At 33.0% G+C, this 25,211-nt stretch carries 18 protein-coding genes and 1 tRNA gene; 5 read left to right on the top strand and 14 right to left on the bottom strand.

All coding sequences use genetic code 11. The features are described 5' to 3' along the window. Positions 1 to 125: 125 nt before the first annotated feature. Entirely contained in the window at positions 126 to 950 is an 825-nt protein-coding gene (locus GM3708_RS02535; protein WP_066343867.1) for an acyl-CoA desaturase, read from the bottom strand. Between the two features lie 326 nt (positions 951 to 1,276). Here GM3708_RS02535 and GM3708_RS02530 point away from each other — a divergent pair, with 326 nt between their 5' ends. Continuing rightward, positions 1,277 to 2,584: an FAD-binding oxidoreductase gene (locus GM3708_RS02530; RefSeq protein ID WP_066343864.1), complete on the top strand. Its 1,308-nt coding sequence runs from the start codon at positions 1,277 to 1,279 to the stop codon at positions 2,582 to 2,584. A gap of 33 nt (positions 2,585 to 2,617) precedes the next feature. Here the strand turns inward: GM3708_RS02530 and GM3708_RS02525 are convergent, their stop codons facing one another. Together GM3708_RS02525 and GM3708_RS02520 are read right to left on the bottom strand one after the other, a co-directional pair. Then, positions 2,618 to 3,193 carry a rhomboid family intramembrane serine protease gene (locus GM3708_RS02525; protein ID WP_066343863.1) on the bottom strand — a complete coding sequence of 192 codons (576 nt, stop codon included), beginning with the start codon at positions 3,191 to 3,193 and terminating at the stop codon, positions 2,618 to 2,620. After that, complete coding sequence (locus GM3708_RS02520; protein ID WP_066343862.1) at positions 3,190 to 3,666, bottom strand: GNAT family N-acetyltransferase; 477 nt, start codon at positions 3,664 to 3,666, stop codon at positions 3,190 to 3,192. Before GM3708_RS02520 ends, GM3708_RS02525 begins: the two co-directional genes overlap by 4 nt. Positions 3,667 to 3,773: 107 nt before the next feature. Between GM3708_RS02520 and grxC the strand changes: the two genes are divergently transcribed. Then, positions 3,774 to 4,040 (top strand): glutaredoxin 3, encoded by a 267-nt coding sequence (gene grxC / locus GM3708_RS02515; protein WP_066343861.1) that lies wholly within the window; start codon positions 3,774 to 3,776, stop codon positions 4,038 to 4,040. A gap of 207 nt (positions 4,041 to 4,247) precedes the next feature. Continuing rightward, complete coding sequence (gshB, locus tag GM3708_RS02510) at positions 4,248 to 5,204, top strand: glutathione synthase (protein ID WP_066343860.1); 957 nt, start codon at positions 4,248 to 4,250, stop codon at positions 5,202 to 5,204. Positions 5,205 to 5,227: 23 nt separating this feature from the next. On the opposite strand, the gene GM3708_RS02505 is transcribed toward gshB, so the two are convergent. Both GM3708_RS02505 and GM3708_RS02500 read right to left on the bottom strand, forming a co-directional pair. Beyond that, positions 5,228 to 5,317: transfer RNA gene (locus tag GM3708_RS02505), tRNA-Ser, on the bottom strand. Between the two features lie 171 nt (positions 5,318 to 5,488). Then, complete coding sequence (locus GM3708_RS02500; RefSeq protein ID WP_066343858.1) at positions 5,489 to 6,037, bottom strand: hypothetical protein; 549 nt, start codon at positions 6,035 to 6,037, stop codon at positions 5,489 to 5,491. A 357-nt stretch (positions 6,038 to 6,394) separates the two neighbouring features. Between GM3708_RS02500 and GM3708_RS02495 the strand changes: the two genes are divergently transcribed. Further along, positions 6,395 to 7,996, top strand: coding sequence for a CTP synthase (locus GM3708_RS02495; protein WP_066343856.1), 1,602 nt, complete (start codon positions 6,395 to 6,397; stop codon positions 7,994 to 7,996). 21 nt (positions 7,997 to 8,017) lie between these two features. On the opposite strand, the gene GM3708_RS02490 is transcribed toward GM3708_RS02495, so the two are convergent. The 5 genes from GM3708_RS02490 to GM3708_RS02470 all read right to left on the bottom strand — a co-directional run bounded on the left by GM3708_RS02490 (position 8,018) and on the right by GM3708_RS02470 (position 14,087). After that, positions 8,018 to 9,367, bottom strand: a complete 1,350-nt coding sequence (locus GM3708_RS02490) for a (Fe-S)-binding protein (protein WP_066343854.1) — start codon at positions 9,365 to 9,367, stop codon at positions 8,018 to 8,020. Positions 9,368 to 9,506: 139 nt separating this feature from the next. Then, positions 9,507 to 10,400, bottom strand: a complete 894-nt coding sequence (locus tag GM3708_RS02485; protein WP_066343853.1) for a pentapeptide repeat-containing protein — start codon at positions 10,398 to 10,400, stop codon at positions 9,507 to 9,509. Between the two features lie 145 nt (positions 10,401 to 10,545). Beyond that, positions 10,546 to 11,988: a family 10 glycosylhydrolase gene (locus GM3708_RS02480; RefSeq protein ID WP_066343852.1), complete on the bottom strand. Its 1,443-nt coding sequence runs from the start codon at positions 11,986 to 11,988 to the stop codon at positions 10,546 to 10,548. Positions 11,989 to 12,071: 83 nt separating this feature from the next. Then, on the bottom strand, positions 12,072 to 13,739 hold the full coding sequence (locus GM3708_RS02475; RefSeq protein WP_066343850.1) for an ATP-binding protein: 1,668 nt from the start codon (positions 13,737 to 13,739) through the stop codon (positions 12,072 to 12,074). 117 nt (positions 13,740 to 13,856) lie between these two features. Beyond that, a complete protein-coding gene (locus GM3708_RS02470; protein WP_066343847.1) occupies positions 13,857 to 14,087 on the bottom strand; it encodes a type II toxin-antitoxin system CcdA family antitoxin in 231 nt (76 codons plus the stop codon). Positions 14,088 to 14,244: 157 nt separating this feature from the next. On the opposite strand from GM3708_RS02470, the gene lepA reads away from it, so the two are divergent. Further along, the gene (lepA, locus tag GM3708_RS02465; protein ID WP_066343846.1) at positions 14,245 to 16,053 is read left to right on the top strand and encodes a translation elongation factor 4; all 1,809 of its coding nucleotides are present in this window, start codon (positions 14,245 to 14,247) and stop codon (positions 16,051 to 16,053) included. A gap of 706 nt (positions 16,054 to 16,759) precedes the next feature. On the opposite strand, the gene GM3708_RS02460 is transcribed toward lepA, so the two are convergent. The 4 genes from GM3708_RS02460 to GM3708_RS18635 form a co-directional block, all read right to left on the bottom strand. After that, positions 16,760 to 18,718, bottom strand: coding sequence for a hypothetical protein (locus GM3708_RS02460; RefSeq protein ID WP_066343845.1), 1,959 nt, complete (start codon positions 18,716 to 18,718; stop codon positions 16,760 to 16,762). Between the two features lie 65 nt (positions 18,719 to 18,783). Then, on the bottom strand, positions 18,784 to 19,179 hold the full coding sequence (locus GM3708_RS02455; protein WP_071827568.1) for an endonuclease domain-containing protein: 396 nt from the start codon (positions 19,177 to 19,179) through the stop codon (positions 18,784 to 18,786). A 119-nt stretch (positions 19,180 to 19,298) separates the two neighbouring features. Then, positions 19,299 to 23,897, bottom strand: a complete 4,599-nt coding sequence (gene gltB / locus GM3708_RS02450) for a glutamate synthase large subunit (RefSeq protein ID WP_066343844.1) — start codon at positions 23,895 to 23,897, stop codon at positions 19,299 to 19,301. Between the two features lie 219 nt (positions 23,898 to 24,116). Further along, complete coding sequence (locus tag GM3708_RS18635) at positions 24,117 to 25,115, bottom strand: DUF3298 domain-containing protein (protein WP_066343840.1); 999 nt, start codon at positions 25,113 to 25,115, stop codon at positions 24,117 to 24,119. Between the last annotated feature and the right edge of the window lie 96 nt (positions 25,116 to 25,211).

The raw sequence follows: 25,211 nt of genomic DNA, 5'->3' as shown, positions 1-25,211 counted from the left end.
TTGGTGAAGGTAAAAGATAGGAGAAATACTTATTTTAAATATATCCCTAAAAACAAAAAATCTCCCAGATATTATAGTATCAGAGAGAAAAAATTAAATTATTTAAAATAGCTCAATATTGTCTGTTAGTTAGTTTTTAAAACAGGTGCTAACTTAATATTTTTTGCTAAACCTAAAAATTCTAAAATTTTGATAGTAAACCAAGTTAAATCAATTTCCCACCAGGCTAAACCATGACGAGCAGAATATTGAAACGCATGGTGATTATTATGCCAACCTTCACCGAAAGTTAGTAAAGCAACCCACCAACAATTACGAGAATAATCATTAGATTCATGACTTACATAACCAAATTTATGAGTAGCACTATTAACAAACCAAGTTACATGAAATACTAATACTAAACGGAGAAAAATACCCCATACTACTAAAGACCATCCACCCCACCAAAATAGAAATAAGCCTAATACAACTTGAATAGGGATAAAATATTTTTCACAAAAAAGGTAAAAAGGATCGTTTTGAATATCTTTTGTATATTTAGGAACATCTTTATTAGCGGGATTTTTAACAAACATCCATCCCATATGACTCCACCAAAAACCTTTATTAGAATCATGAGGATCTCCATCATGATCAGAATATTTATGATGAATACGATGTAATCCTACCCATGAAATAGGACCGCCCTCACAGGCTAGTGTACCACAGAAAACGAGAAAATATTCCAACCATTTTGGAGTATCAAAACTACGATGAGACACTAGACGATGATAACCTAAAGTAACGCCAATACAAGCCGTAAGCCAGTAAAGGAAGAAGGTTACTCCAACGGCACGCCAACTAAAATTACTAGGCAAAAATGCAAATAAAGCTATTAAATGAATAGTCGCCATGTAGATAATAATATGCCATGCGGGGGCAAGTTTTTCGGAAGTTGAAACTGTCATTTTTACGGTAAACTCTACTATATTTTTGTTTTATTATTTTGTATTGTTAAACAAGCTAAAATTATATGATTTTTTTAGATTATAACTGTGGGTAAAACCAAGCAAACAAATACAAAATCGATGCTAAGATTGATCATGCTAGAACAAGTTAAAGTTTCTTATTAGAACTTTAAATCATGACTTTATAGATTATAGACTATAAACCTAGATTAATAAATCATACTTTTTCCTCAAAATCTCTTATAACTATCTGGACTTATATTAACTAAATTTCACCAATTCTAACTTATAAGATGATCGATTAAATTTCACCGAAACACCTTACAATGAACAAAAATTTTTCTATCCGTTTTTTAGAAGAAATCCAAGCGAAACTTAGTCATATTAATCCTCATTCCTTAGAAATTATCGAGTGGGATCAAGTTTTTGATAATAACAATAGGATTAATACTATCAATACCACTAAATATCTACATAGCTATTTAGTTATTCCTGACTCCAAAGTTATACTATCACAATTTTTATCTGTTTGTAACCAAGAAGGGTGGGTAATTTTACCCATTGGCAATGGCACAAAAATTCATTGGGGAAAACCTGCTGATAATTATCATCTGATGGTTAGTACAAGAAAACTTAACGGTATTATTGATCATGCAGTGGAAGATTTAACGGTAACGGTAGAATCAGGAATGAAAATAAAAGATTTACAAAATTTTTTAAAGCTAAAAGGGCAATTTTTACCGATTGATCCTTGTTTTCCTGATTCTGCTACCATTGGGGGTATTGTGGCAACTGCTAATACAGGTAGTTGGAGACAACGTTATGGGGGTGTTAGGGATTTATTATTGGGTATTTCTTTTTTACGGGGAGATGGTGAAGAAGCCAAGGCAGGAGGAAGAGTAGTCAAAAATGTTGCTGGTTATGATTTGATGAAGCTATTTACTGGTTCTTATGGTAATTTAGGAATTATTACTGATGTGACTTTCCGTTTATTTCCTTTACCAGAAAATTCTCTAACTTTGCTCATAACTGGAAATAAAGAATCTATCTATCAGTTACAAAAAACCGTCTTAGCTTCTGGTTTAACTCCTACAGCAGCAGATTTAATGTCAGAATCTTTAGTCAAAACTCTTGATATAGATTCAGGATTGGGCTTATTATTGCGTTTTCAAGGTATAACCGAAAGTGTTGAGCAACAATCTTTACAAATAAAAGAGTATGCTAAACAACTGAATTTATCGATTCTAATCTATGAAAATCAAGCAGAATTAGACCTTTGGCAAGATTTACCTCAAAAAACTTATTTCACAGAATCTGAAGAGATAGTTACTTGTAAAGTCGGTATTTTGCCTAGTGAAGTTGTTAATTTAATGGAAAGAATAGAAGGTTTTGGTTTAATTAATATTAGTAGTGGTATTGGATATTTATGTTTTAATCATGGAATAAAAAGTCACCAAATAATTAATTTACGTAATTTTTGTGAAAATAAAAGTGGTTTTTTATCAATTTTAAGTTCTCCTATATCTTTTAAAAAACAAATTGAACCTTGGGGTTATGTCGGTGATGGTTTAAAAATGATGCACACTATTAAAGGAAACTTCGATCCTAATAATTTACTTTGCGATCGCATTTAATCCCATTTAATTTCATCAAAAATAGACAGGGAATTATTTATCAGCGATACTTTTTGCCGCTAAAATTCCGCCGATAAAACCGAATAAATGTGCTAACCATGAAACATGAGGATTAGAAGGTAAAACACCCCAAATCATACCCCCGTAAAGAAAAATAACGATTAAAGAAAGAGCGATAGAGGCTGGTTTTTTTTGAAAATAACCCCTCAGCATCAAAAAACCTAAATAACCAAAAATAATTCCACTTGCACCAACAGTAATAGAATTTGGTTGAGCAAATAGCCAAACTCCGATACCACTAACTATCATCGAATAAAAACTGACAAAGAAAAAATCATCAGTATCTTGTAACATTACAAGCCAAGCTAAAATAGCAAATGGTATTGTATTAGCAATTAAATGAGGAAAATCTGCATGAAGAAAAGGTGCAAGAATGATGCCTCTCAATCCGACTATATTTCTTGGAATGATACCAAAATAATCAAGGCGATCGCCAAAAAAGATTTGATTAAGAATTTCTATAATCCAGAAAATAGCAATAAAAGTACCAATTATATTGACTTGAGATTTTAACTCCTTAACAAACTCCTTCATATTATCTTCACTCATGAGTAATTTTCCTGTTGAGTTATTATTTCCATTTTATAGCGCTCGAAAGAAATATCTCCATAATTTACAGTTTCCATCGCAAAAATAGTAAAACCACATCGAGAAAAAACGGGTTGAGAAAAAAAACTGGCTTCAGTATAAAATCTAGTAATACCTTTTTTAATACCAATGTCTAAAACGTATAATAATAATTTTGTGCCGTACCCTTGACGAGTAAAATCAGGATGAAGATAAAAAGACGCAATATGTCCATCATTTTCTAAACCACAAAAGCCAATAATTTGATTATTTTTAAGCAATAAATAAGTATTAGCATTGAAAATAAAATCATGAAACTTACTGATATTATCAGGAAAAGATGACCAGGCAATCACTTGAGAAGGAGAATATAAACTAGGGGCAAGTTTTTTGACTGTATAAGTATATATTTCTCTTATCGTTTCAAAATCTTGTTCTATAGCTAAACGAAACATGAAGAATTAGGAATTAGAAATTAAGAATTAACAACAGTCAACTATTAACTGTCTCAATTATCATTTACAATACTTAACAATAACTTATTTTTATCATTAAAAATTATATGAGTGCCAAAGTAGAAATTTATACATGGAGTAGTTGTCCTTTTTGTCTTCGTGCAAAGGCTTTATTAAAACAAAAACAAGTAGATTTTATCGAATATTGTATTGACGGTGATAATCAAGGAAAAATGAAAATGTCAGAAAGAGCGAATGGACGTACTAGTGTTCCTCAAATTTTCATCGATGATAAGCATATTGGTGGATGTGATGACTTACATCAACTTAACGCTACAGGAGAATTAGATCAAATATTATCAGAAATTGATTAAGAATTGCACATAGAAATCAGAATCAGAAAGCAATAAAAATCAAAATCAATAGTTGAAAAATATTGGATTTGTTGAAAAAAAGTACTACTTTGACAATTTTTGTTAAAAACTAAAGATTTTTGACTTAATTTTGAAATAAAAACTTACGTTAAACAAATAATAACACTAAGCTAAAAGTCTTTAAAACCAATTAAATTATCTCAGAATATGAAATTTGTATTTATTATAGATCCCATTGCTCAATTAGATCCCACCCATGATAGTAGCGTAGCAATGATGGAATCTGCTCAAATATTAGGTCATGAAGTTTATATTACCTCCATTAATGAACTTAGTGTCGTTAACGGTAAAGCCTATGCACATTTACAATCCATCAATTTAAAACCCGTAGAATTGGTCAATAATCATTGGCAAGTAGAAAAAAACTGGTATTATCTCGGAGAATCAGCTTTTTCTCCCCTAGAATCTTATGATGTCGTATTAATGCGCAAAGATCCTCCTGTTAATACTCCTTATCTTTATGCTACCTACATTTTAGATTTAATTGACCCTGAGAAAACAAAAGTGATTAATTCTCCTCAGGGAATTCGTGCCGCTAATGAAAAAATGTATGCCTTACAATTTTCTTCGGTTATTCCTTCTACTATTGTTACCCAAAGTAAATCAGTTATTGCCGACTTTCTTGCCGAAAAAGAAGCTATAATTTTGAAACCCCTTGGTGGTAAAGCCGGAGAAGGTATTTTATTCTTACAACAAGGCGATCGCAATTTTAATTCCTTAATTGAAATTAGCACAAAACAAGGGCAAGAACCCATCATGGTACAAGAATATTTACCATCGGCAAAAGAAGGAGATAAAAGAATTATTTTATTAAATGGTAAACCTATTGGTGCAGTTAACCGTATTCCCACAGGAAAAGAATTTAGAGGGAATATGGCAGTAGGTGGTAGAGTTGCTCAAACACAAATAACTGAAAGAGAATTAACAATTTGTGAAGCCGTTGCACCGAGATTGATAAAAGACGGTTTATTTTTCGTTGGAATAGACGTAATTGGAGGGTATTTAACAGAAGTAAACGTTACCAGCCCTACAGGCATCAGAGAAATCGATCGCCTGAATGATGTAAAATTGGGAGAAGAAGTTATTAACGCACTTCTCACCTAGTAAAATATTCTGATAAAACTCAACGGAGAGAGAGGGATTCGAACCCTCGGTGGAGCTATAAACCCCACAACTTCTTAGCAGGAAGCCGCTTTCAACCGCTCAGCCATCTCTCCAAGACACATTTAAAAATTATAACAGAAAATAGTTATTTTTGGCAACATAAGTTTGAGAAAAATTAAGACTTGCTGAACATTTCCATGAAGAAAGTAAAAGATAAAGATACGGAGATAGGAAAAATAGAGAAAAATCGAAGTGTTAAAATTATTATGTTTCCTCGAAATAATTTACAGTTGTATTGTTTTTATAAAACCACCATATTTAACAAAACCAAAAGTTAAAGTTATACCGAGTATCATGAAAGCAATGATTAAAGGATAAAAGTTCATTAACCATAAAGCCATTAAGAATAAAGGAATCAAGTCAGCAAATAAAACAGCTATTTTTTCTGAGAAACTATAGGTTTGAAGACTAATATTTGCTGCTTCAACTACTTTTAATGGGGCAAAAAAATTAAAACAAAGTTGACTAATAATAACTAAAAAAGCTCCCCACCCTACAGAAAATAATGCCCAATAAAATCCCAATAATTCAATGATAATTGTCAAAATAATTACAAGCAGGAATTGAAATAATTTCTTTTGATCTGGATCATTTTTTGCTAAATAATAATATTTTAAGTCAACTACCGCCATTCTTGCTTGTTCTATAGAAAATAAAAAGAAAGCAAAAGAAATTAATTGATGTGATAAAATATTTACACTAAAAGATTGCCATAATAATCCTAAACTAACAGGAAAAAACAATAAAAAAATGATTAATTTAAGCCACAACATAAACTTTGATAATATTATAAATAATTAATAATCTAAATAAGTATCTTAATTTAAAATAAACATTTCTATTGCGAGATAAAAAACACAATTATATATTTTAATTTTATCTATATATTCAGATGACATAAAAAAAGATTGGTGTTAACAAAAAAAAATTTCTCGATAGATACTTAGTATTAAAACATTTCAAAATTATAACCTCCATTGGTTACAAGAGAACATTTAGGTTAGTTTAATTGTGAAAAGAATAGAGGTAAAGACTAATGTAGAATAAGATAAAGAAGTGATTAACTATTTATTTTTGTGACGTTATAACTCCAGTACCACAAAGATTTTATTTATTATTTATTATTAAAAATGACCAAATTTGTATTTGTAACCGGCGGCGTTGTTTCTAGTATCGGTAAAGGTATTGTCGGCTCTAGTTTAGGACGTTTACTCAAGTCTCGCAACTATTCTGTTTCTATCCTTAAACTTGATCCTTATATTAACGTAGATCCAGGGACAATGAGTCCTTATCAACATGGTGAGGTGTTTGTTACCGATGATGGTGCGGAAACCGACTTAGATTTAGGACATTATGAACGTTTTACTGACACTTCTTGTTCTCGTCTTAATAGTGTCACAACTGGATCAATTTATCAAGCCGTGATTAATAAAGAAAGACGGGGTAACTATCAAGGTGCAACAGTGCAAGTAATTCCTCATATTACTAACGAAATAAAAGATCGCATTCATCGAGTCGCAAAAAATAGAAATCCTGATGTAGTAATAACAGAAATTGGTGGTACAGTAGGAGATATTGAATCATTACCATTTTTGGAAGCAATTCGTCAATTTAGGAAAGATGTAGGGCGCGATAATGTTTTATATCTACACGTTACCCTTATTCCTTGGATTGCCGCCGCAGGAGAATTAAAAACGAAGCCCACTCAACACTCTGTGAAGGAATTACGTTCATTAGGTATTCAACCAGATGTGTTAGTATGTCGTTGTCATCAATCAATCCCCACCAATATTAAAGAAAAAATTGCTGAATTTTGTGATGTGCGTAGTGAAGCAGTAATTACATCATCAGATGTCAGCAGTATTTATGAAGTGCCTTTAATATTAGAAAAAGAAGGACTAGCCGAGCAAGTATTAAAATTATTACGGTTAGAAAATCGTACTCCAGACTTAACGAAGTGGGAAAATTTAGTGCAAAAAATGCAATGTCCTGAGCATAAACTAAAAATCGCCATTGTGGGTAAATACATAAAACTCAGTGATGCTTACTTATCAGTGGTGGAAGCCTTAACTCACGCTGGTATTCATTCCCAAGCAGAAATTGAATTACTCTGGGTAGATGCGGAAGAAATAGAATCCCTAGAAGTACAGAAACATTTAGGTAATGTACATGGAATTCTTGTACCCGGTGGCTTTGGGCATCGAGGAGTAGATGGTAAAGTTAAAGCAATTCAATATGCTAGGGAAAATAAAATACCTTTTCTTGGTTTATGTTTAGGAATGCAATGCAGTGTAATTGAATGGGCTAGAAATACAGCTAATTTAGATAAAGCCAATAGTGCCGAATTTGACGAAGAAACACCCTACCCTGTCATTAATTTGTTACCAGAACAACAAGATGTGGTGGATTTAGGCGGTACAATGCGTTTAGGCTTATACCCTTGTCGTTTAGTGCCTGATACTTTGGCTTATTCGTTATATAAGGAAGAAGTAATTTATGAGCGTCATCGTCATCGCTATGAATTTAATAACGCTTTTAGGAATCAGTTTTTAGAAACAGGTTATCAAATTAGTGGCACTTCCCCTGATAGTCGATTGGTGGAAATAGTAGAATTACCTAATCATCCTTTTTTCCTTGCTACTCAATTTCATCCTGAGTTTAAATCTCGCCCTAGTCAACCTCATCCTCTATTTTTAGGATTTATTAAGGCTTGTTTAGCAATTAGCAATTAATAAGCAATTAACAATTAACAATTAACAAATTTTTTCCCCTCTAATGGCATAATCTAATAATTCCATGGGATGAATTACTGTAACTTTTTTACCTTGTAACTGTAAGTGTTTTGATATTTGTAAAGAACACCCCGGGTTAGGAGAAGCAATTATGTCTGCTCCCGTATTTAATAAATTATGAACTTTTTGCTCACCTAATTCATTAGCAACGTCAGGTTGTAAAAGATTATAAACTCCAGCACTTCCACAGCACAAGGCATTATCTAAAGGTTCTTTTAACTCCAAATTAGGTATCATTTGTAATAATTGTCGAGGTTGTAAACTGATTTTTTGTCCATGTAGTAAGTGACAAGCATCTTGATAGACAACTTTAACTTTATCCTCAGTAATAGGATATAAAGTCTTATTTAAACCGACTTCTGCTAAAAATTCTTGTACATCTTTAACTTTATTCACAAAATCTTTTGCCTTTGATAAATAAAGAGAATCATCAGCTAAAATATGATGATATTCTTTTAATGTATGACCACAACCAGCCGCATTAATAATAATATAATCAACTTCTGTATTTGCGAAACTATCAATCATTTGACGAGCAAGACTTTGAGCTTGATTTTCTTGTCCTTGATGAGCAGGTAAAGCCCCACAACATCCTTGAGTTTTCGGAATCACTACTTCACAACCATTAGCCGTTAAAACCCTTACTGTAGCTTCATTAACGGGATCAAAGAATAATCTTTGTACACATCCTAAAACTACTCCTACTCGATACCTTTTTTCATCTTTAGCAGGAATAATATCGGGATATTTTTTGTTAAGAGACTTCAGATTAATACGAGGTAAAATAGATTCCATAGAAGCGATGCGAGGGAAAAATTTCAGAATACCTATTTTTCTGACAAGAGTTTGTAATCCAGAAACTTGGTAAAACCACAGCAGTGGTAAAAAAATACTTAACCTTTCAGGATAGGGAAATAAATTGAAAATAATACTACGAAGAAAATTTTCCCATGGGTTACGAGGTTGATTTCTTTCTACTTGAGGGCGTACGGCGGCAATTAATTGGTCATATTGTACCCCTGAAGGACAGGTACTAACACAAGCTAAACACCCTAAGCAACTATCAAAATGTGGGGCTGTGTTATCATCTAAACTAGCTTCTCCTTTATTAATAGCATTCATTAAATAAATTCTACCCCTAGGAGAATCCATTTCCTTACCAATCACTCGATAACTTGGGCAGGTAGATAAACAGAAACCACAATGTACACATTGATCAACTAAAGATTGTGCTGGAGGATTTTTAAAATCAAAGCCTTTGATATTAGTTTCAGAAAAATTATTATTTTCAGAAGTGGTAGAAGTAATCATGAATTTATTATTATCTATGATAATGATAGATTATAGGAAAATTTAGTAAAAATAATGCTTTTTCTAAGTTACCTTAAATCGAGAAAAAATTTTTTTACTTTTCAAATTTGATACTCTACCCTTCAAAAAAATATTAATTTTAAATATTAACTAAATAATTCAATTTTTTTTTGAATAACTTTGATTCTAATTCAGCAATCTTATTTTCTATAGATTCTTTTTCCCATATTAATCGTTGAAGTTCTGCTTCATATTCTTGATTAATAATCTCATCATTGAAAATTTTTGTTGAGATTTTTTCTGTTATTATTTCACTTTCTGAAAAGACAAAATCATGTTCAGCAATTTTATTTAATTCTTCATTAAAGTTAATAGGAATTTTACTATGAGGAAGTATTTTTTTCTCACAGGGTTTGATATAAAAATAATTACAAAAAACATGATTAACTTTAGTTGTTTCATCAATCACCCATCCTTCAATATTAATCCCTGTTAAAATGGCTTCAAAAAATTGAGCATACACGGCTAAAACACCACTTAAATCAACTTCAGTTAAGTTCGCTTGATTAAAATTAGTCCCAATTAATTGTGCTTCTGTTAAAGTTGCACCTGTAAGATCAGCACCAATTAAATTCGCATTTTTGAGGTTTGCTTTAATTAAATAAGACTCAGTTAAATTAGCTTCACAAAGATTAGCACTATGCAAATTTGCCATACTTAAATCTGTTTCGGCTAAGTAGGCTTTATTAAGATTTGCTTCAGTAAGACAAGTTTTATAACAGTTAGCACGTCGAATATTAGCACTACTTAAGTTAGCTCTATGTAAATTAGCTTTGGTAAAATTAACTTCAATTAAATTAGCATTACTAAAATTCACACCATTTAAGTTAACATCACTTAAATTAATTCCTTGTAAATTATAATTACTAAAATCTGCTCCTGTTAAATCGGGCAATATTTCTGGATGTCTTAAACGCCACTCATTCCACAGCTCAATATCTTCTATCAAGGAAAGATGATTTAGATTCGCCATAATTGATTTTTGCTAAATTAAGTTTTGTGATTATTTAGTTAACATTACTTAATAATTTAACATAAAAAATAAGTTTTGTATGGAATTTGACAATGAATAATTGACAGCATTGTTGACACATAACAGATTTTTCTAAATTTTTTATTTATAAACCACAACTTTGTCTTTCTCTGGTATGTTCAGGTAAAAGCCAAGAATATGCAAAATGGCTAATAGATTCCACTGGTTTTGCTGATGTTCTAATACCTTCCATTTGAGATTCTAAAGATGGGCGTTGACCGTCATTTCTGCCCCAAAATCCAGCTAAAACGGGTTGTACATTCGTTTTTTGAGATGATGATTGTAATACTCTCTTAACTTGCTCAACAATACAGTTAGGATTACCACACAGAGCATAAGACATCGAATGCCATTCCATATTCTGAGAAAAACTATCCCATGGTTGTAAACGAGAATCAAAGCCGATGTCTCCTACCACTTGATTACCATCAGGAAAAAATACTGCACCTGTGATTATTCCTCTTTGTTTTACTTGATTAGAAGCAAAATCGAGAAAATCAATAACCCCTTGAGCGGCATGGGCTACGGTGAAATACCAAATATCTAACTGTAGAGCTGAGAGATTGCTTGGTGCTGAAGCACTTCTACCTTGCCATAGAGGTGTTGATTCATTGGGGTATAAATTACGCATTTGAGCAACGTCATTAGCATTAATAAAACCCTGATTGACATATCTTTCTAACAACCATCTACCTTGTTGATTTTGTGCTCTTTTAAAAAGAGTTTGTTTGGAAGCGTCACTATAAATCCATAAATCTTTTACCTTACCAACAACAGATTCTTGACCACTACCACGAGGATAACGAATATAATCAAATAATACTCCATCAGGACGACGTTGGATCACTGCTTGTAATAATTGAGTATAATCTTGACGAGCTTGGGAGTTGTAAGGATCAATAAAAGCCTGAGATCGATCATGGACAAAATCAATACTGGTTTCGCCTCTACCATTACGAGCTAATACATTTTGGCGATCGGGTCTTTGAGCGTATAAATAACCAAAATTCATGGAAAATAACCAGGCATAGACTTTTAAACCTCTTTCTCGTCCTTTTTGTAGGGCTTCAGCGTATAAATCTCGATTTTCTTGTCCTGCCACATCGACAACACTGGGCCAAGGGGTATAGTTACCATTTTTCGGTAATAATACTTGACTATCAAAAAATACTTCTAAATAAACAGTATTGTATCCTAAATTAACTACATTATCTAATACTTTATCAATTGATCCGGGTTTAACATCGCAAGGATAGAGTCTTACCCAGATAGCTTGTTCTTTTAACCAATTATTACGACGACAATTTCTTAATAAATCTCCATGTTGCTGTAACATTTGCTTATATTCTTGTTGAGCGTTAGGATTTCCCGCAATGGCATTTTGACGAAGAGTTTCTTTTGTGCTGATAGTATTTTGATCCAATTGACAATAAGCGGTATTAGCCCCAGAGGCTGGAAATTTAAGAATAGTTTGACTAACCAGAGAGATTATAGCAAGAGTAAATTTAGTCCAAGGATTTTTTAGCATTTTTAACAATAAAATCTCAATATCTCAAATATGATAGCGGATCTATATAAGGAGAATTTTTATCATTCCAAATTCTTGATTGTTTAATCAGTTTTTAAAACAGGTAACTGAGAAAGTGGAACTGTTAATGTAACGGTTGAACCTAAACTTTCTCCCATACTATAAAAGGAAATTTTACCACCCATCGCTTCAATTAAACGTTTAGAAATAGCTAAACCTAACCCTGTACCACCATAAGTTTTAGTGCGAGAACCATCCACCTGATAAAATGTTTCAAACAGTTTGTCTTGCTTCTCTAAGGAAACTCCAATGCCCGTATCAGCGACATTGATTTTTAGCATCCCCGGAAGTGTAATGTTTTGAAAAGTAACTTTTTTGGGAATAATTTCTGCGGTAATATCAATTCCTCCTTCATGGGTGAATTTTAAAGAGTTGCTCACGAGATTTAGCATTACTTGTAAAAGTCTTTGATAATCGGCATAAAGTAATATTTGATCATAAGTAGAGGGTAAATCAATATTGAAATAGAGATCTTTGTTCTTTCTTTGAGTATGGGCAAATTTATCAATATCTTCACAAATTTTATTAAAAGAAATAGTTTCTAATTCAAATTCTAATTTTCCTGCTTCAATTTTAGCGATATCTAAAATATCATTGATCAAGTTTAGTAAGTGTAAAGCAGAGTTATAGGCTTGATCAATAAATTGTCTTTCTTCTTCTGCATCGTCTGCCATATCATCTAAAACTAATCTTAAAAATCCTAAAATTCCGTTTAAAGGAGTTCTTAATTCATGGCTTGTACTAGCTAAAAATTCACTTTTTAATCTTGATGCTTCCTCTGCTTCTTTATTTGCCTGTTCTAGTTTTTGGTAAATGGTAGCATGGGCAATGGCAGTACCAACTTGATCTGCTAATTCTTGTACTAATTCTAGTTCTGCTTGATTCCATAGACGATGGCGATCGCATTGATGAAGGGCAATAATACCATTAAATTCTTGTTGGTAAAATGTAGGTACTAACAGAACAGACAATGCTTGAGAGGCGGTTTTTCCTTCTAATTCAACAGAAGTAGGTCGTCGAAATAAGATAGCTTCTTTAATTTCTTCATAATTATGAAAGTTGAAACGGTATCCCAATAAAGAGTTGTAATAAGGTTCACAGTATTCAGCTTTTATTTCTAAATACCCATCTTTATCAGTAGGTGCTAATAATAAACAACGATTAACCTGTAAACCTTCTCCAATAGAATCTACCGTTTGTTGCCAAATAGTTTCTAAGTCAAGAGTTCGGCGAATTTTTCTGGCTATATTAGTCAGTAATTGTTGATAAATATCTGGGTTAGTTGGAAATAAGGAAGAATTAGGGGAAATGTTCTTGGCATCACGTAAAACACGTCCCATAACCAACACTAATTCCGCCTCGCCACTAGGAAGAAGAATAGGACTAATAATCAACTCAAAACAGAGGGAGTAAGTCTCATAACATAAAATACAATGACATTGTTCAGGAATTTTACGAGTTAAGACTCGTTTAATACGTTCAAAATAAGTATCTTTGACTAGGGGAAATAATTTGGTCTCCTCCGAATCAATTACAGAACTTAATTCAGATATTGTTGAGCATTCTGAGATGATATTTTGCCATCGCCAATAAAAAGAATGATAATTACCCAAAACATCTTGAGTAAAAACCAATTCAGCTCCTAAATTCGATAAATTTTGACAATTATGTTGAGATTGATTTAATGTCATTGATTTTCAACACAGGAATAAGGAAATTAGCGATAATTAAATTAATATTCATCTAATTCTATTGAAAAGCATAACGAGATAATAACTGAAAAACTTTTAATTTTTCACGGTGAATTTTTAATCATTCCATTCCCCCCTAGGAGGTACAGGAGGATTACGGCGAAGAGTACGAGTTAAATCATCATCTTGAGGTTTTTCACCTTTTAACCATTCTTTCAGTGCCGACTCAATTACTCGACTAGGATCATTTGTAAGATGTTTAATTTTTTCTACCAACTCAGAATCGAGGTGAATCGAAATTTCTACCTTATCAATGCCACGTCCCTCAGACAAAATGTTATTATTCATATATTATTTAACTAATCCTATAATTATTTATTTTACAAAATCATCCTATTTTTATTGTCCTAGATTTTTAGCTATTTTCCTAGGGAGATATTAAAATAAGTTAAGAAACGTTAATTTTTCATTCGCTAAATTTATTGACTCAGAGAAAATAAAACTTATGACTGACGCTCCCGTTAAACGACTGCGCAACTTTTCCATTATTGCCCATATTGATCACGGTAAATCTACTTTAGCAGACCGTTTGTTACAGGTAACAGGCACTGTAGGCGATCGGGATATGAAAGCTCAATTTCTTGATAACATGGATTTAGAAAGAGAAAGAGGCATTACGATCAAACTTCAAGCAGCTCGAATGGATTATAAGGGAAAAAATGGTGAAGATTATGTCTTAAATTTAATCGATACTCCCGGACACGTGGATTTTTCCTATGAAGTATCTCGTTCTCTTGCCGCCTGTGAAGGGGCTTTATTGGTAGTCGATGCGTCTCAGGGAGTGGAAGCTCAAACTTTAGCTAATGTTTATTTAGCCTTAGAAAATAATTTAGAGATTATTCCTGTTTTAAATAAAATTGATTTACCCAGTGCCGAACCAGAAAGAGTTATAAAAGAAATTGAAGATGTTGTTGGCTTAGATTGTACTAATATCATTCATGCTTCTGCCAAGGCAGGATTAGGTATTGATGATATTTTAGAGGCGATCATAGAACGAGTACCACCCCCAGAAGATACCATCGAAAAACCTTTACGAGCTTTAATTTTTGACAGTTATTATGATCCTTATCGGGGAGTTGTTGTTTATTTTCGTGTGATGGATGGCAGCCTTAAAAAAGGCGATCGCATCTTGTTAATGGCATCAGGAAAACAGTATGACTTAGACGAAATAGGAGTTTTATCCCCTACTCAAGTACAAGTAGATGAATTACACGCTGGAGAAGTAGGATATTTAGCCGCCGCCATTAAAGCCGTAGGAGATGCAAGGGTTGGAGATACCATAACCTTAGCGAATAAACCCGCCTTAGAAGCATTACCCGGATACACAGAAGCAAAACCAATGGTATTTTGTGGATTATTTCCCATTGATGCAGATCAATATGGAGATTTAAAAGAGGCTTTGGAAAAACTTAAATTGAATGATGCTGCCCTATCTTTTGAGCCTGAAACTTCTAGTGCCATGGGTTTTGGTTTTCGTTGTGGTTTCTTAGGGTTATTGCACATGGAAATTGTCCAAGAACGCCTTGAACGAGAGTATAATTTAGATCTGATTATTACAGCTCCTTCTGTAGTTTATAGAGTTACTACTACTGATGGCGAAATCATTGAAATTGATAATCCCAGTGCCTTACCAGATCCTCAAAAACGGGTAAAAATAGAAGAACCGTACATCAAGGTAGAAATGATTACCCCCGAAAATTATGTCGGCACATTGATGGATTTATGTCAAACTCGACGGGGAATATTTGTGGACATGAAATATTTTACAATGAACCGCACGAATCTGATTTATGAATTACCTTTAGCAGAAGTGGTAACTGACTTTTTCGATCAATTAAAATCTCGTTCTCGTGGGTATGCGAGTATGGAATATCAATTAATTGGTTTTCGTGAAAATCCTTTAATTCGCTTAGATATTATGGTAAATAAAGATCCTGTCGATGCTTTAGCCATGATTGTCCATCGAGATAAAGCCTATAACGTTGGACGAGCTTTGACAGAAAAGCTAAAAGAATTGATTCCACGTCATCAATTTAAAGTTCCTATTCAAGCAGCAATTGGAGCAAAAATTATTGCGAGTGAACATATTCCTGCCCTAAGAAAAGATGTTTTGGCTAAATGTTATGGTGGTGATATTAGTCGTAAGAAAAAACTATTACAAAAACAAGCTAAAGGTAAAAAACGAATGAAATCTATTGGCACTGTTGATGTACCACAATCAGCATTCATGGCAGTGTTAAAATTAGATTCTTAACAGCTGCAAAAAATGGCGATGCCAAAGTCACCATAAAACTCCATACGAAGTGGCGGAGTGCGATCGCCTCCTTCTTTTTCATCTATCTACAATATTGATGATTTAGATCATTTTTGAGTAAATTAAAATTTTTTCTAGCTAAATCTTGAATAGAGTTTAGCAGACTATAAAAATTTTGCAAAAATTAATTAGTTGTTTTATGCACTTATAAATTTCTCAATTCTCGTTTTTCTAGGGAGAATGATTAATTTTCTTTAAGAGATTAATAATTTTTTGATTATCAGAAGCCCATTGATTAAAATCATCAAAAGCTAAAGAATGAAATATAGTTTTTCTCTTTATTTTAATTCCTCTACTTCTATTACGTTTTTTCTCTGATTTACATTATTTATCCCTTGTATAAGTACATTCTGATTCGAGTCATTTCATAAGTAATCAATTTTATTAACTTCGTAGATAATAATTTCTATTTCTTGATCTCCATAAAGTGTTTTAATTGCCTCAATAATTTGTTGATTTCATTTACTGGCTTTTAAACGATAAGTAGTTTGCATTTTATCTGAAAGTTTAATTATTAAACATCATCTAAATTATAGTTAATCTTTTAAAAAATTTGATCAAACTTCCTCAGTTATTAGCTTAAAAATTTCTTGAATTGGGAATAAATTTAAGCAATAAATATCAAATAAATTAATGTAATAATGATTTAATGTTCTAATAATATTTTTGTTCCTTGTTCTTTAATCTCTATTTTTAATTTATCAAAATCATAGATAATATCATTTACAATATCACTGACATTTTCTAAATTTTTATTTTGTCTTTTATCCATAAATTTTTGAATCAACGTTCTTGATGAAAAACTAATAAAATCTAAATAATATTCACTTAATATAGCTTCTTCTTTACTCGCATTATGGACTATTTTATTTCTAATTCTATATACATAAAGTAATTTTTCTTTCGCTAATTTTTCAAATTTTTCTAAAAGTTTAATACATTCTTCTTCAGAAGCAAAAATATTTTGTAAATATTTTAACTGTTCATATAACAATTCTGACTCATTTACACATTTAATAACATCTTCAAGATGATTTATTAAATTTCCTAAATAAACGCTCTTATTTTCCTTATTCAATCCTATTTTAAGTATTAATTCTTCTGGCATATTTAATATTTTTCTATAATATCCAAAATAGCCGAAATTTTTGATTGCTCGTAGTTTATAAAAATATTTCCAGCAATAGTAATACAACTCTTGAGTTGCTAATAATTTAGGTAATATTTTAAATATTATTTCTGTCCGCTCATGATCTTGTTTAATTAAGTTTTCAATAGTAACCCAAAACCATAATATTTTTTCATTATATGACAAAGATTCAATGGCTTTTCTTTTCCAGTGTAAAGACTCCACAATTTTTTTATCAACAGAGTTAGATAAACTCATCAATTTAGACTGGTAAAAATCAGATAAATACTTTGTACTTTCAGATTCTTCTAACGTAATAGATTCTTCATGAGAAATCCAATCTCCATTAGCACTATAAGAACTACCTATTTCATTTCCATTATCATCAATTGTATAAATTATTTCTTTTTTCACTCTAATAGGTCTCTTATAATCAGAATGATTCGTAACCAAAAAATCAACTACATGATTTAATTGTATAATGGCTTCTTTTTTTCCATATTCCCAATCAACAACATCTAAAGTAACTGCTCCATTACAATATATTAAATCTGGACTTCCAAAAAATTCATCATGAGATTCAATTATAGGTTTTTTGATTAGTTTGGTTTCTTTTGGATTATATATAAGAACATTCCCAAAATTTAAGTTTAAATTTGTATTGGCTTTCAATCCTTCAAGTTGCAATATATAAGTTATCTTGTTTTTTTCTTTATGAAAATAATTCTTTATTGCTAACAATCTTTGACTAATAGTTAAATTATCTAAATAACTTTTCAGTTTTTTCTGGTAAGTTTCAGAAGTAATATCACCATTTTCAGGAACTAAATTATGTGGAAATTTTGTATAAATAATGGGATTATCATAATCTCGTCCTATATCATATTTATCACTGATATTGTAAGAACTAAATATGTCTTCAATTATTCTTTTTATAGTTGTAAGAGAATATTTTTGGTAAATTAGTTGAGAAATTATTAATTGAGTTAAGAATTTTATTTGATCTTTTTGTTGATATAGAATTTTATCTTCTTTAAATAAATTTTTACCATCTTTTTTAAATAAAATATTATCATCAATTTTTTTATCATTAGTTAAAATATTTTCTAGTTCATCAACACAATTTAAAGCTAATTTACTATCATATAATAATTTTGTTATTTCAGAAAGTAGGTGTAATAAATATTGATAGTTAGGATCGTTAAATTGTCCTCGAATTAAAGTTAATGTTGATTTTAAAAAATTTATTGATTCTATTGGTAAGTCCGAAAAACTTTTAATAGTATCTATAAAGAAATTTTTATTATCTTTTTTCTTAAATTGATTTCTGTTTATTTCATCTGCAAATTCTTTAAACAACTCTTGCGGATTATATACAATCATATGTATTTGAGATTTCTCGATACTATTATCACTTAAAAAATCCCTCCAGTAATCGATAAAGTAATTAATTTTATTTTTAATATTTTCATCCATATCTTGTCTATCAAATTATTTATTAATGTCACTTATTATTAATTAATTGTTTTTTCCCTATATCTCTAAAACTTGTTCAGATAATTTCTAATATTCTCTAAAACTTCCTCAAGATTATCATATATTTCTTGATTAGAATAACGAATCACAATAATACCAACACTTTGTAAGTAATTATCTCTAATGTTATCATATTCCATTGCCTCAGCAGTATAGTGACTATCACCATCTAATTCAATAGCTAAATTAGCAGTAGGACAAAAAAAGTCTAAAATATAACGATCGATTGAATGTTGCCGTCTAAACTTAAAACCATCTAATTTTTTACCTTGTAATGCACTCCATAATTTTCTTTCAGCAGGAGTTGCATTGTTACGAAGTTTTCTTCTTAATTCTTTTTTGTCTTTCAGATTACTTACTGCTTTGTATGCAGGTTTTGTTTCGTGGGAATCATTAATCATTTTAACCACCCCTAGCCCCTCCTTTAAAGGAGGGGAATTACTTAGATAAGATAAGTTATTGATAGATGATTCATTATCTTATACAAAAGTCTCCCCTTTCAAGGGGAGATTTAGAGGGGTTAACTTCCTCCGACTCTGGCAACGTCTTGAGAGTTGGCTTCAAATGCCGCATTTAACGCCTCATCTCCGCTTAATCCAGAATTAATTGCCTCTTTTAATGCCTCTAAAACTCGTTTATAATCACGAGGCATTACTTTGACAAATTTACTAATATTTTCCTCCCAATTATCGAGGACTTTTTGAGCTTTTTTACTGTTAGTAAATTGTTGATGTTTGACAATTAATTGTTTGATTTCCGCAATTTCTGACGCATCATCGAGGGTTTCTAAACCAACCATTTCCGTGTTGCAATGAGAAGCAAAATCGCCCTTTTCGTCAAAGATATAGGCGACACCACCACTCATACCGGCGGCAAAATTACGCCCAGTTGAGCCAAGAATTACCACTCGTCCACCTGTCATATATTCGCAACCATGATCGCCTACTCCTTCCACAACGGCAGTTACACCAGAGTTACGTACACAAAAACGCTCCCCAGCAATACCAGAAATATAGGCTTCACCACTGGTTGCACCATAAAAGGCAACGTTACCCACGATGATATTATCTTCGGCAGGGAAGGTAGATTTTTTGTCAGGATAGACGATAATTTTACCACCGCTTAACCCTTTACCGATATAGTCGTTAGCGTCTCCTTCTAATTCGATCGTAACTCCTTTAGGGACAAATGCCCCTAAACTTTGTCCTGCACTACCGACAAAATGCAAATGCACGGTATCTTCGGGTAAGCCTTCCCAATGTTTTTTGGTAATCTCGTTACCTAAGATTGTTCCAACGACACGGTTAATGTTTTTAATGGGTAAGGTGGCTTTAACTTTTTCGCCATTTTCGATCGCACCTTTACACAAATCCAATAAAGTAGTTATATCGAGGGATTGATCTAAACCGTGATCTTGTTTTGTGGTACAATAACGACCAACACTAGGATCAACTTCAGGCTGATAAAGGATAGGTGCAATATCGATACCTTTAGCCTTCCAATGATCGATCGCACCTTTAGGTTCTAATACATCAGTACGTCCTACCATCTCATCCACAGTGCGGAAGCCTAATTCTGCCATAATTTCTCGCATTTCTTCAGCGATAAACTTCATGAAATTGACAGTATAAGCAGGATCACCTGTAAATTTAGCACGAAGATCGGGGTTTTGGGTAGCCACTCCCACAGGGCAGGTATTTAGATGACACACACGCATCATGATACAGCCTAAAGTGACAAGGGGTGCAGTGGCAAAACCAAATTCTTCAGCACCAAGTAAGGCGGCAACTATTACATCTCGCCCTGTTTTCATTTGCCCGTCTGTTTCTACTACAATACGACTGCGGAGGTTATTTAATAACAGAGTTTGGTGGGTTTCTGCTAATCCTAATTCCCAAGGTAGTCCTGCGTGTTTAATAGATGTGCGAGGAGAAGCACCAGTGCCTCCGTCATAACCTGAGATTAAGACTACATCGGCTTTAGCTTTAGCAACTCCAGATGCGATCGTACCTACTCCCACCTCTGACACTAATTTTACGTTAATACGAGCGTCACGATTAGCATTTTTCAAATCATGGATTAACTCCGCTAAATCCTCAATGGAGTAAATATCATGGTGAGGAGGAGGAGAAATTAAACCAACGCCGGGGGTAGAGTAACGCACCTTCGCAATCCAAGGATAAACTTTTTTACCCGGTAATTGTCCACCTTCACCCGGTTTCGCACCTTGTGCCATTTTAATTTGAATCTCTTTAGCTTGAGAAAGGTATAAGCTATTAACGCCAAAACGCCCACTAGCTACCTGTTTAATAGCACTATTTTTCGAGTCTCCTTGTTCATTTGTCCAAGTATAGCGCTCTGGATCTTCTCCTCCTTCCCCTGTGTTAGATTTACCGCCAATGCGATTCATGGCGATCGCCAAAGACTCATGGGCTTCTTTAGAAATCGAACCGTAACTCATTGCACCTGTTTTAAAGCGCTTCATGATGTTTTCAATAGGCTCAACTTCTTCAATGGGGATAGATTCTCGTTGTTTAAACTCCAATAAATCACGAAGTCGAAAGTAATGCTTACCATGATCATTAATCATCTGGGAATACTTCTTAAATAATTGATAATCTCCCAGTTGCACTGCCTGTTGTAAGGTATGGATAGTTTGAGGGTTAAATAGGTGAGATTCACCATCTTTACGCCACTGATATTCACCGCCTACATCAAGGGTATGCCCGTTAACTTGTCTGTCAGGGAAGGCGTGACTATGACGCATAATCGTTTCTTTGGCGATGACTTCTAAATCAACTCCTTGTAAACGGGAAGCCGTACGGGTAAAATATTTGTCAATAACACTTTGATTTAAGCCTACCGCCTCGAAAATTTGAGCACCTCGATAGCTTTGGATGGTAGAAATACCAATCTTGGCGGCAATTTTAATTACTCCTTTGGTAATAGATTTGATGTAGTTATAAACCGCAGTATCATAGTCAACTCCTGTCAACAAATTCTCCTCAATCATCTGATTCAGGGTTTCATAAGCCAAGTAGGGATTAATTGCACCGCAACCATAGCCTAATAATAGGGCGAAATGATGTACTTCTTTTGGCTCGGCGGATTCTAAAATTAAGCCGACAAGGGTACGAGTGCCGTTACGGATGAGATGATGATGTAATCCCGCTACTGCTAATAATGCTGGTATAGGTGCGTTGTTATAATCTACTCCTCGATCACTTAAAATCAAATGGGTGCATCCCTCTTTAATTGCTTTATCAGCTTGATTGAAAATCCCTTTTAAAGCATCTTCTACCCCTTTTACTCCATCTTTGGGGTTGAAAAGAATTGAGATAGCATGAGTTTTAAAACCATCACTGTTTAAATTTTTCAGTTTCGCCAATTCTTCATTAGTGATAACAGGAGTTTTAAGGGCGATAAGATGACAACTTTCGGGCTGAGGATTGAGTAAATTTCCTTCTCTACCGATGGTAGTTTCTGCGGACGTAATGATTGCTTCTCTAATAGAATCAATAGGAGGATTAGTTACCTGTGCAAAAAGTTGTTTAAAATAGTCGTATAAAAGTTTGGGCTTGTCGCTTAACACTGCTAAAGGAGTATCAACACCCATTGCACCTACTGACTCCACACCGGTTTGTGCCATCGGCACTAATAACATCCGCAAGTCTTCAAAAGTATAACCAAAGGCTTGTTGTAAAGGCATGAGATCATCATTACTTCCATCGCCTTGAGAAAGAAGAGCAGGGGGTGAGGATAATTTATCTAAAGTGTATAAATGTTCATCTAGCCATTGTTGATAAGGTTTTTGGGTGATTATAGGTTGCTTTACTTCCTCATCGGCAACGATGCGCCCTGCTTCCATATCCACTAAAAACATCTGCCCTGGTTGCAATCTTCCCTTTGATTCTACCCTTTCAGGCTCAATGGGCAATACACCGGCTTCCGATGCCATTATTACTAATCCATCTTTGGTGACGATATAGCGAGAAGGACGTAAACCGTTACGATCAAGTATAGCACCAATTTGCTTACCATCTGTAAATGCGATGGAAGCAGGACCATCCCAAGGCTCGATTAAGCAAGAATGATATTGATAAAAGGCTTTTTTCTCTGCACTCATGGATTCATGTCCACTCCAAGGCTCAGGAATCATCATCATCACCGCATGGGGTAACGAGCGCCCACTTAATACCAACATTTCTAAGGCATTATCAAAAATAAGGGAATCACTACCTTCCATGTTAATGATAGGCTGAATTTTTGTCATATCTTCCCCGAATAACTCCGATTCAAATAAAGCTTGACGAGCGTGCATCCAATTAGTATTACCCCGTAAAGTATTGATTTCGCCGTTATGGGTGATGTAGCGATAAGGGTGGGCTCTTTCCCAACTAGGAAATGTGTTTGTACTAAAACGAGAATGCACTAAGGCTAAAGCGGTTTGCAATTCAGGGTTATTCAAATCAAGGTAATATTTGCCTACTTGCTCAGGGCGCAACATTCCTTTATAAACAATAGTACGGCTAGAAATGGTGGCTGGATACCAATAAACATCAATATTACTTGCTTTGATGACTGCGTGCGATCGCTTTCTAATCACAAACAATTTACGCTCAAAGGCTAGACTATCAGCAAGATTAGGATTTTTAGCGATAAAAACCTGTTGTACATAAGGCTCACAAATCAATGCACTTTTACCTAAATCTGAGTTATCTGTAGGCACATCACGCCAACCTAAGACTTTTTGCCCTTCTTCAGCGACAACTTGCTCAAATAATGTCCTAGCTTTCAATCTTACATCTTCATTAGGAGAAGTAAAAATCATACCCACTGCATAGTCACCCACTTCAGGCAATGCAAAACCTAATTTCTCGGCTTCTTTGCTCATAAATTCATGGGGTAACTGCATTAAAATTCCCGCACCATCTCCAGTGTTTGGCTCTGCACCACAACCGCCTCTATGATCTAAATTGATTAAAATAGTTAGAGCTTGTTGTACAATTTCATGGGATTTCTTCCCGAATTTCTGCACCACGAAACCCACACCACAGGCATCGTGTTCATTTTGGGGATCGTATAATCCTTGTTTTTCTGGTATTAAACTATATGTCATGATTGCTTCCTAAATTGTTGGTGTTGATCGGGCAAATGTAAAGAAATGATTAAGTCTAGCTTTTTCTTTTTTTTACTCGTTTATTTACACATTATAGGAAGATTAACGAATTTTCTCTCTATGTTTTGTCAGAAATTTAACATAAGATTAAGTTTTTTAACGTTTGAGGGGGGTTGATCGAAAATACTTATTAAAAAAATATCATCTTGATTTCATTTACTAGTTCCAAAGTAAATGTAGTTTTGTATTTTCTTTGAGTAAAGGAAAAATAAATCTTGATGAAATTACAACAATTCGTTCTCCTTCTGCATAACTTCCAACTTGATAAGGATGAAAAAAAATAATGATTCCATTTTCATCAATAACAAAATTATCATAGTTTTCCCAGTTTCTTCCTGCACCATCTCTAACCCATTCATTAGCTTCAGAATCTTGATTTTCAAGTTCAAGAATTTTTATACAATAATCAGATAAAACATCAAGAGCTTTTAATGAGTCAGTAAACAGATGTTCTAAATTAATAGATATTAAAGGGTTACGAAAATAATTAACTCCAGTTGTAAAATGGTTTGGATGAGCTGCACCAGAAGAATAGTAATAAATTGATTGACGAATAGTTATAATACCTTCTGTGTGAACTATTATTTTAAAAGAAGATGCGTATGCGTTTCCTTGTTCTAATAAATTTTTTAATATAAGATTATCGGAGTGATTCGTTTCTGAAAATAACTGTTCAAATGCTCTCAATCGTTCACATAGTAGAGCTTTAATAGCTTGTGCTTCTAATAGAACATTAATTTGTCTTAAATCTCCCATATTTGGAATAAAATGTGGATACTCAAAATCTATTGAATATTTGTATTCATTGTTGTTTTGCTCAGATAACAAAACAGATTGATGACTCTCAATATTAGAAGAAAAATTATTGATACTTTTTTGTGTATTTTCTAGATCTGTTTCTTTTATTTCACGTTTAACTAAACTTGCTTTATACATCAACAAAGATTTTTGATCAATTTCTCCATTATGTACTCTTCTATGACAATTAGGACATAATGCAATTAGATTATTAAAGTTATGTTCCTGACATTTTGCCCAAGGAATAATATGATGAATGTCAACATTTGGATTTTTACAAGTGTGAATTGCACAACGATGCCCTGCTTCAACAAGTACACGACGTTTAATTTCTGCCGGAATATTTGGACGTTTTGTCATACTCAATTCTTAGTATTATTTTGCAATAACCAATGATAAACAATATTCTCACAATAGTTAAGTAAATAAGCACTATTAAATTTATATCTTGAAATA

Origin of the sequence: Geminocystis sp. NIES-3708, from assembly GCF_001548095.1 — a bacterium.
Classification (GTDB): Bacteria; Cyanobacteriota; Cyanobacteriia; order Cyanobacteriales; family Cyanobacteriaceae; genus Geminocystis.
This window is presented reverse-complemented; position numbering and strand designations above follow the sequence as displayed.

Excerpts from the sequence above, each read along its gene's own strand:
- GM3708_RS02535 (WP_066343867.1), bottom strand. The coding sequence starts at position 950 with ATGACAGTTTCAACTTCCGAAAAACTTGCCCCCGCATGGCATATTATT.
- GM3708_RS02530 (WP_066343864.1), top strand. The coding sequence starts at position 1,277 with ATGAACAAAAATTTTTCTATCCGTTTTTTAGAAGAAATCCAAGCGAAA.
- GM3708_RS02525 (WP_066343863.1), bottom strand. The coding sequence starts at position 3,193 with ATGAGTGAAGATAATATGAAGGAGTTTGTTAAGGAGTTAAAATCTCAA.
- GM3708_RS02520 (WP_066343862.1), bottom strand. The coding sequence starts at position 3,666 with ATGTTTCGTTTAGCTATAGAACAAGATTTTGAAACGATAAGAGAAATA.
- grxC (WP_066343861.1), top strand. The coding sequence starts at position 3,774 with ATGAGTGCCAAAGTAGAAATTTATACATGGAGTAGTTGTCCTTTTTGT.
- gshB (WP_066343860.1), top strand. The coding sequence starts at position 4,248 with ATGAAATTTGTATTTATTATAGATCCCATTGCTCAATTAGATCCCACC.
- GM3708_RS02500 (WP_066343858.1), bottom strand. The coding sequence starts at position 6,037 with ATGTTGTGGCTTAAATTAATCATTTTTTTATTGTTTTTTCCTGTTAGT.
- GM3708_RS02495 (WP_066343856.1), top strand. The coding sequence starts at position 6,395 with ATGACCAAATTTGTATTTGTAACCGGCGGCGTTGTTTCTAGTATCGGT.
- GM3708_RS02490 (WP_066343854.1), bottom strand. The coding sequence starts at position 9,367 with ATGATTACTTCTACCACTTCTGAAAATAATAATTTTTCTGAAACTAAT.
- GM3708_RS02485 (WP_066343853.1), bottom strand. The coding sequence starts at position 10,400 with ATGGCGAATCTAAATCATCTTTCCTTGATAGAAGATATTGAGCTGTGG.
- GM3708_RS02480 (WP_066343852.1), bottom strand. The coding sequence starts at position 11,988 with ATGCTAAAAAATCCTTGGACTAAATTTACTCTTGCTATAATCTCTCTG.
- GM3708_RS02475 (WP_066343850.1), bottom strand. The coding sequence starts at position 13,739 with ATGACATTAAATCAATCTCAACATAATTGTCAAAATTTATCGAATTTA.
- GM3708_RS02470 (WP_066343847.1), bottom strand. The coding sequence starts at position 14,087 with ATGAATAATAACATTTTGTCTGAGGGACGTGGCATTGATAAGGTAGAA.
- lepA (WP_066343846.1), top strand. The coding sequence starts at position 14,245 with ATGACTGACGCTCCCGTTAAACGACTGCGCAACTTTTCCATTATTGCC.
- GM3708_RS02460 (WP_066343845.1), bottom strand. The coding sequence starts at position 18,718 with ATGGATGAAAATATTAAAAATAAAATTAATTACTTTATCGATTACTGG.
- GM3708_RS02455 (WP_071827568.1), bottom strand. The coding sequence starts at position 19,179 with ATGATTAATGATTCCCACGAAACAAAACCTGCATACAAAGCAGTAAGT.
- gltB (WP_066343844.1), bottom strand. The coding sequence starts at position 23,897 with ATGACATATAGTTTAATACCAGAAAAACAAGGATTATACGATCCCCAA.
- GM3708_RS18635 (WP_066343840.1), bottom strand. The coding sequence starts at position 25,115 with ATGACAAAACGTCCAAATATTCCGGCAGAAATTAAACGTCGTGTACTT.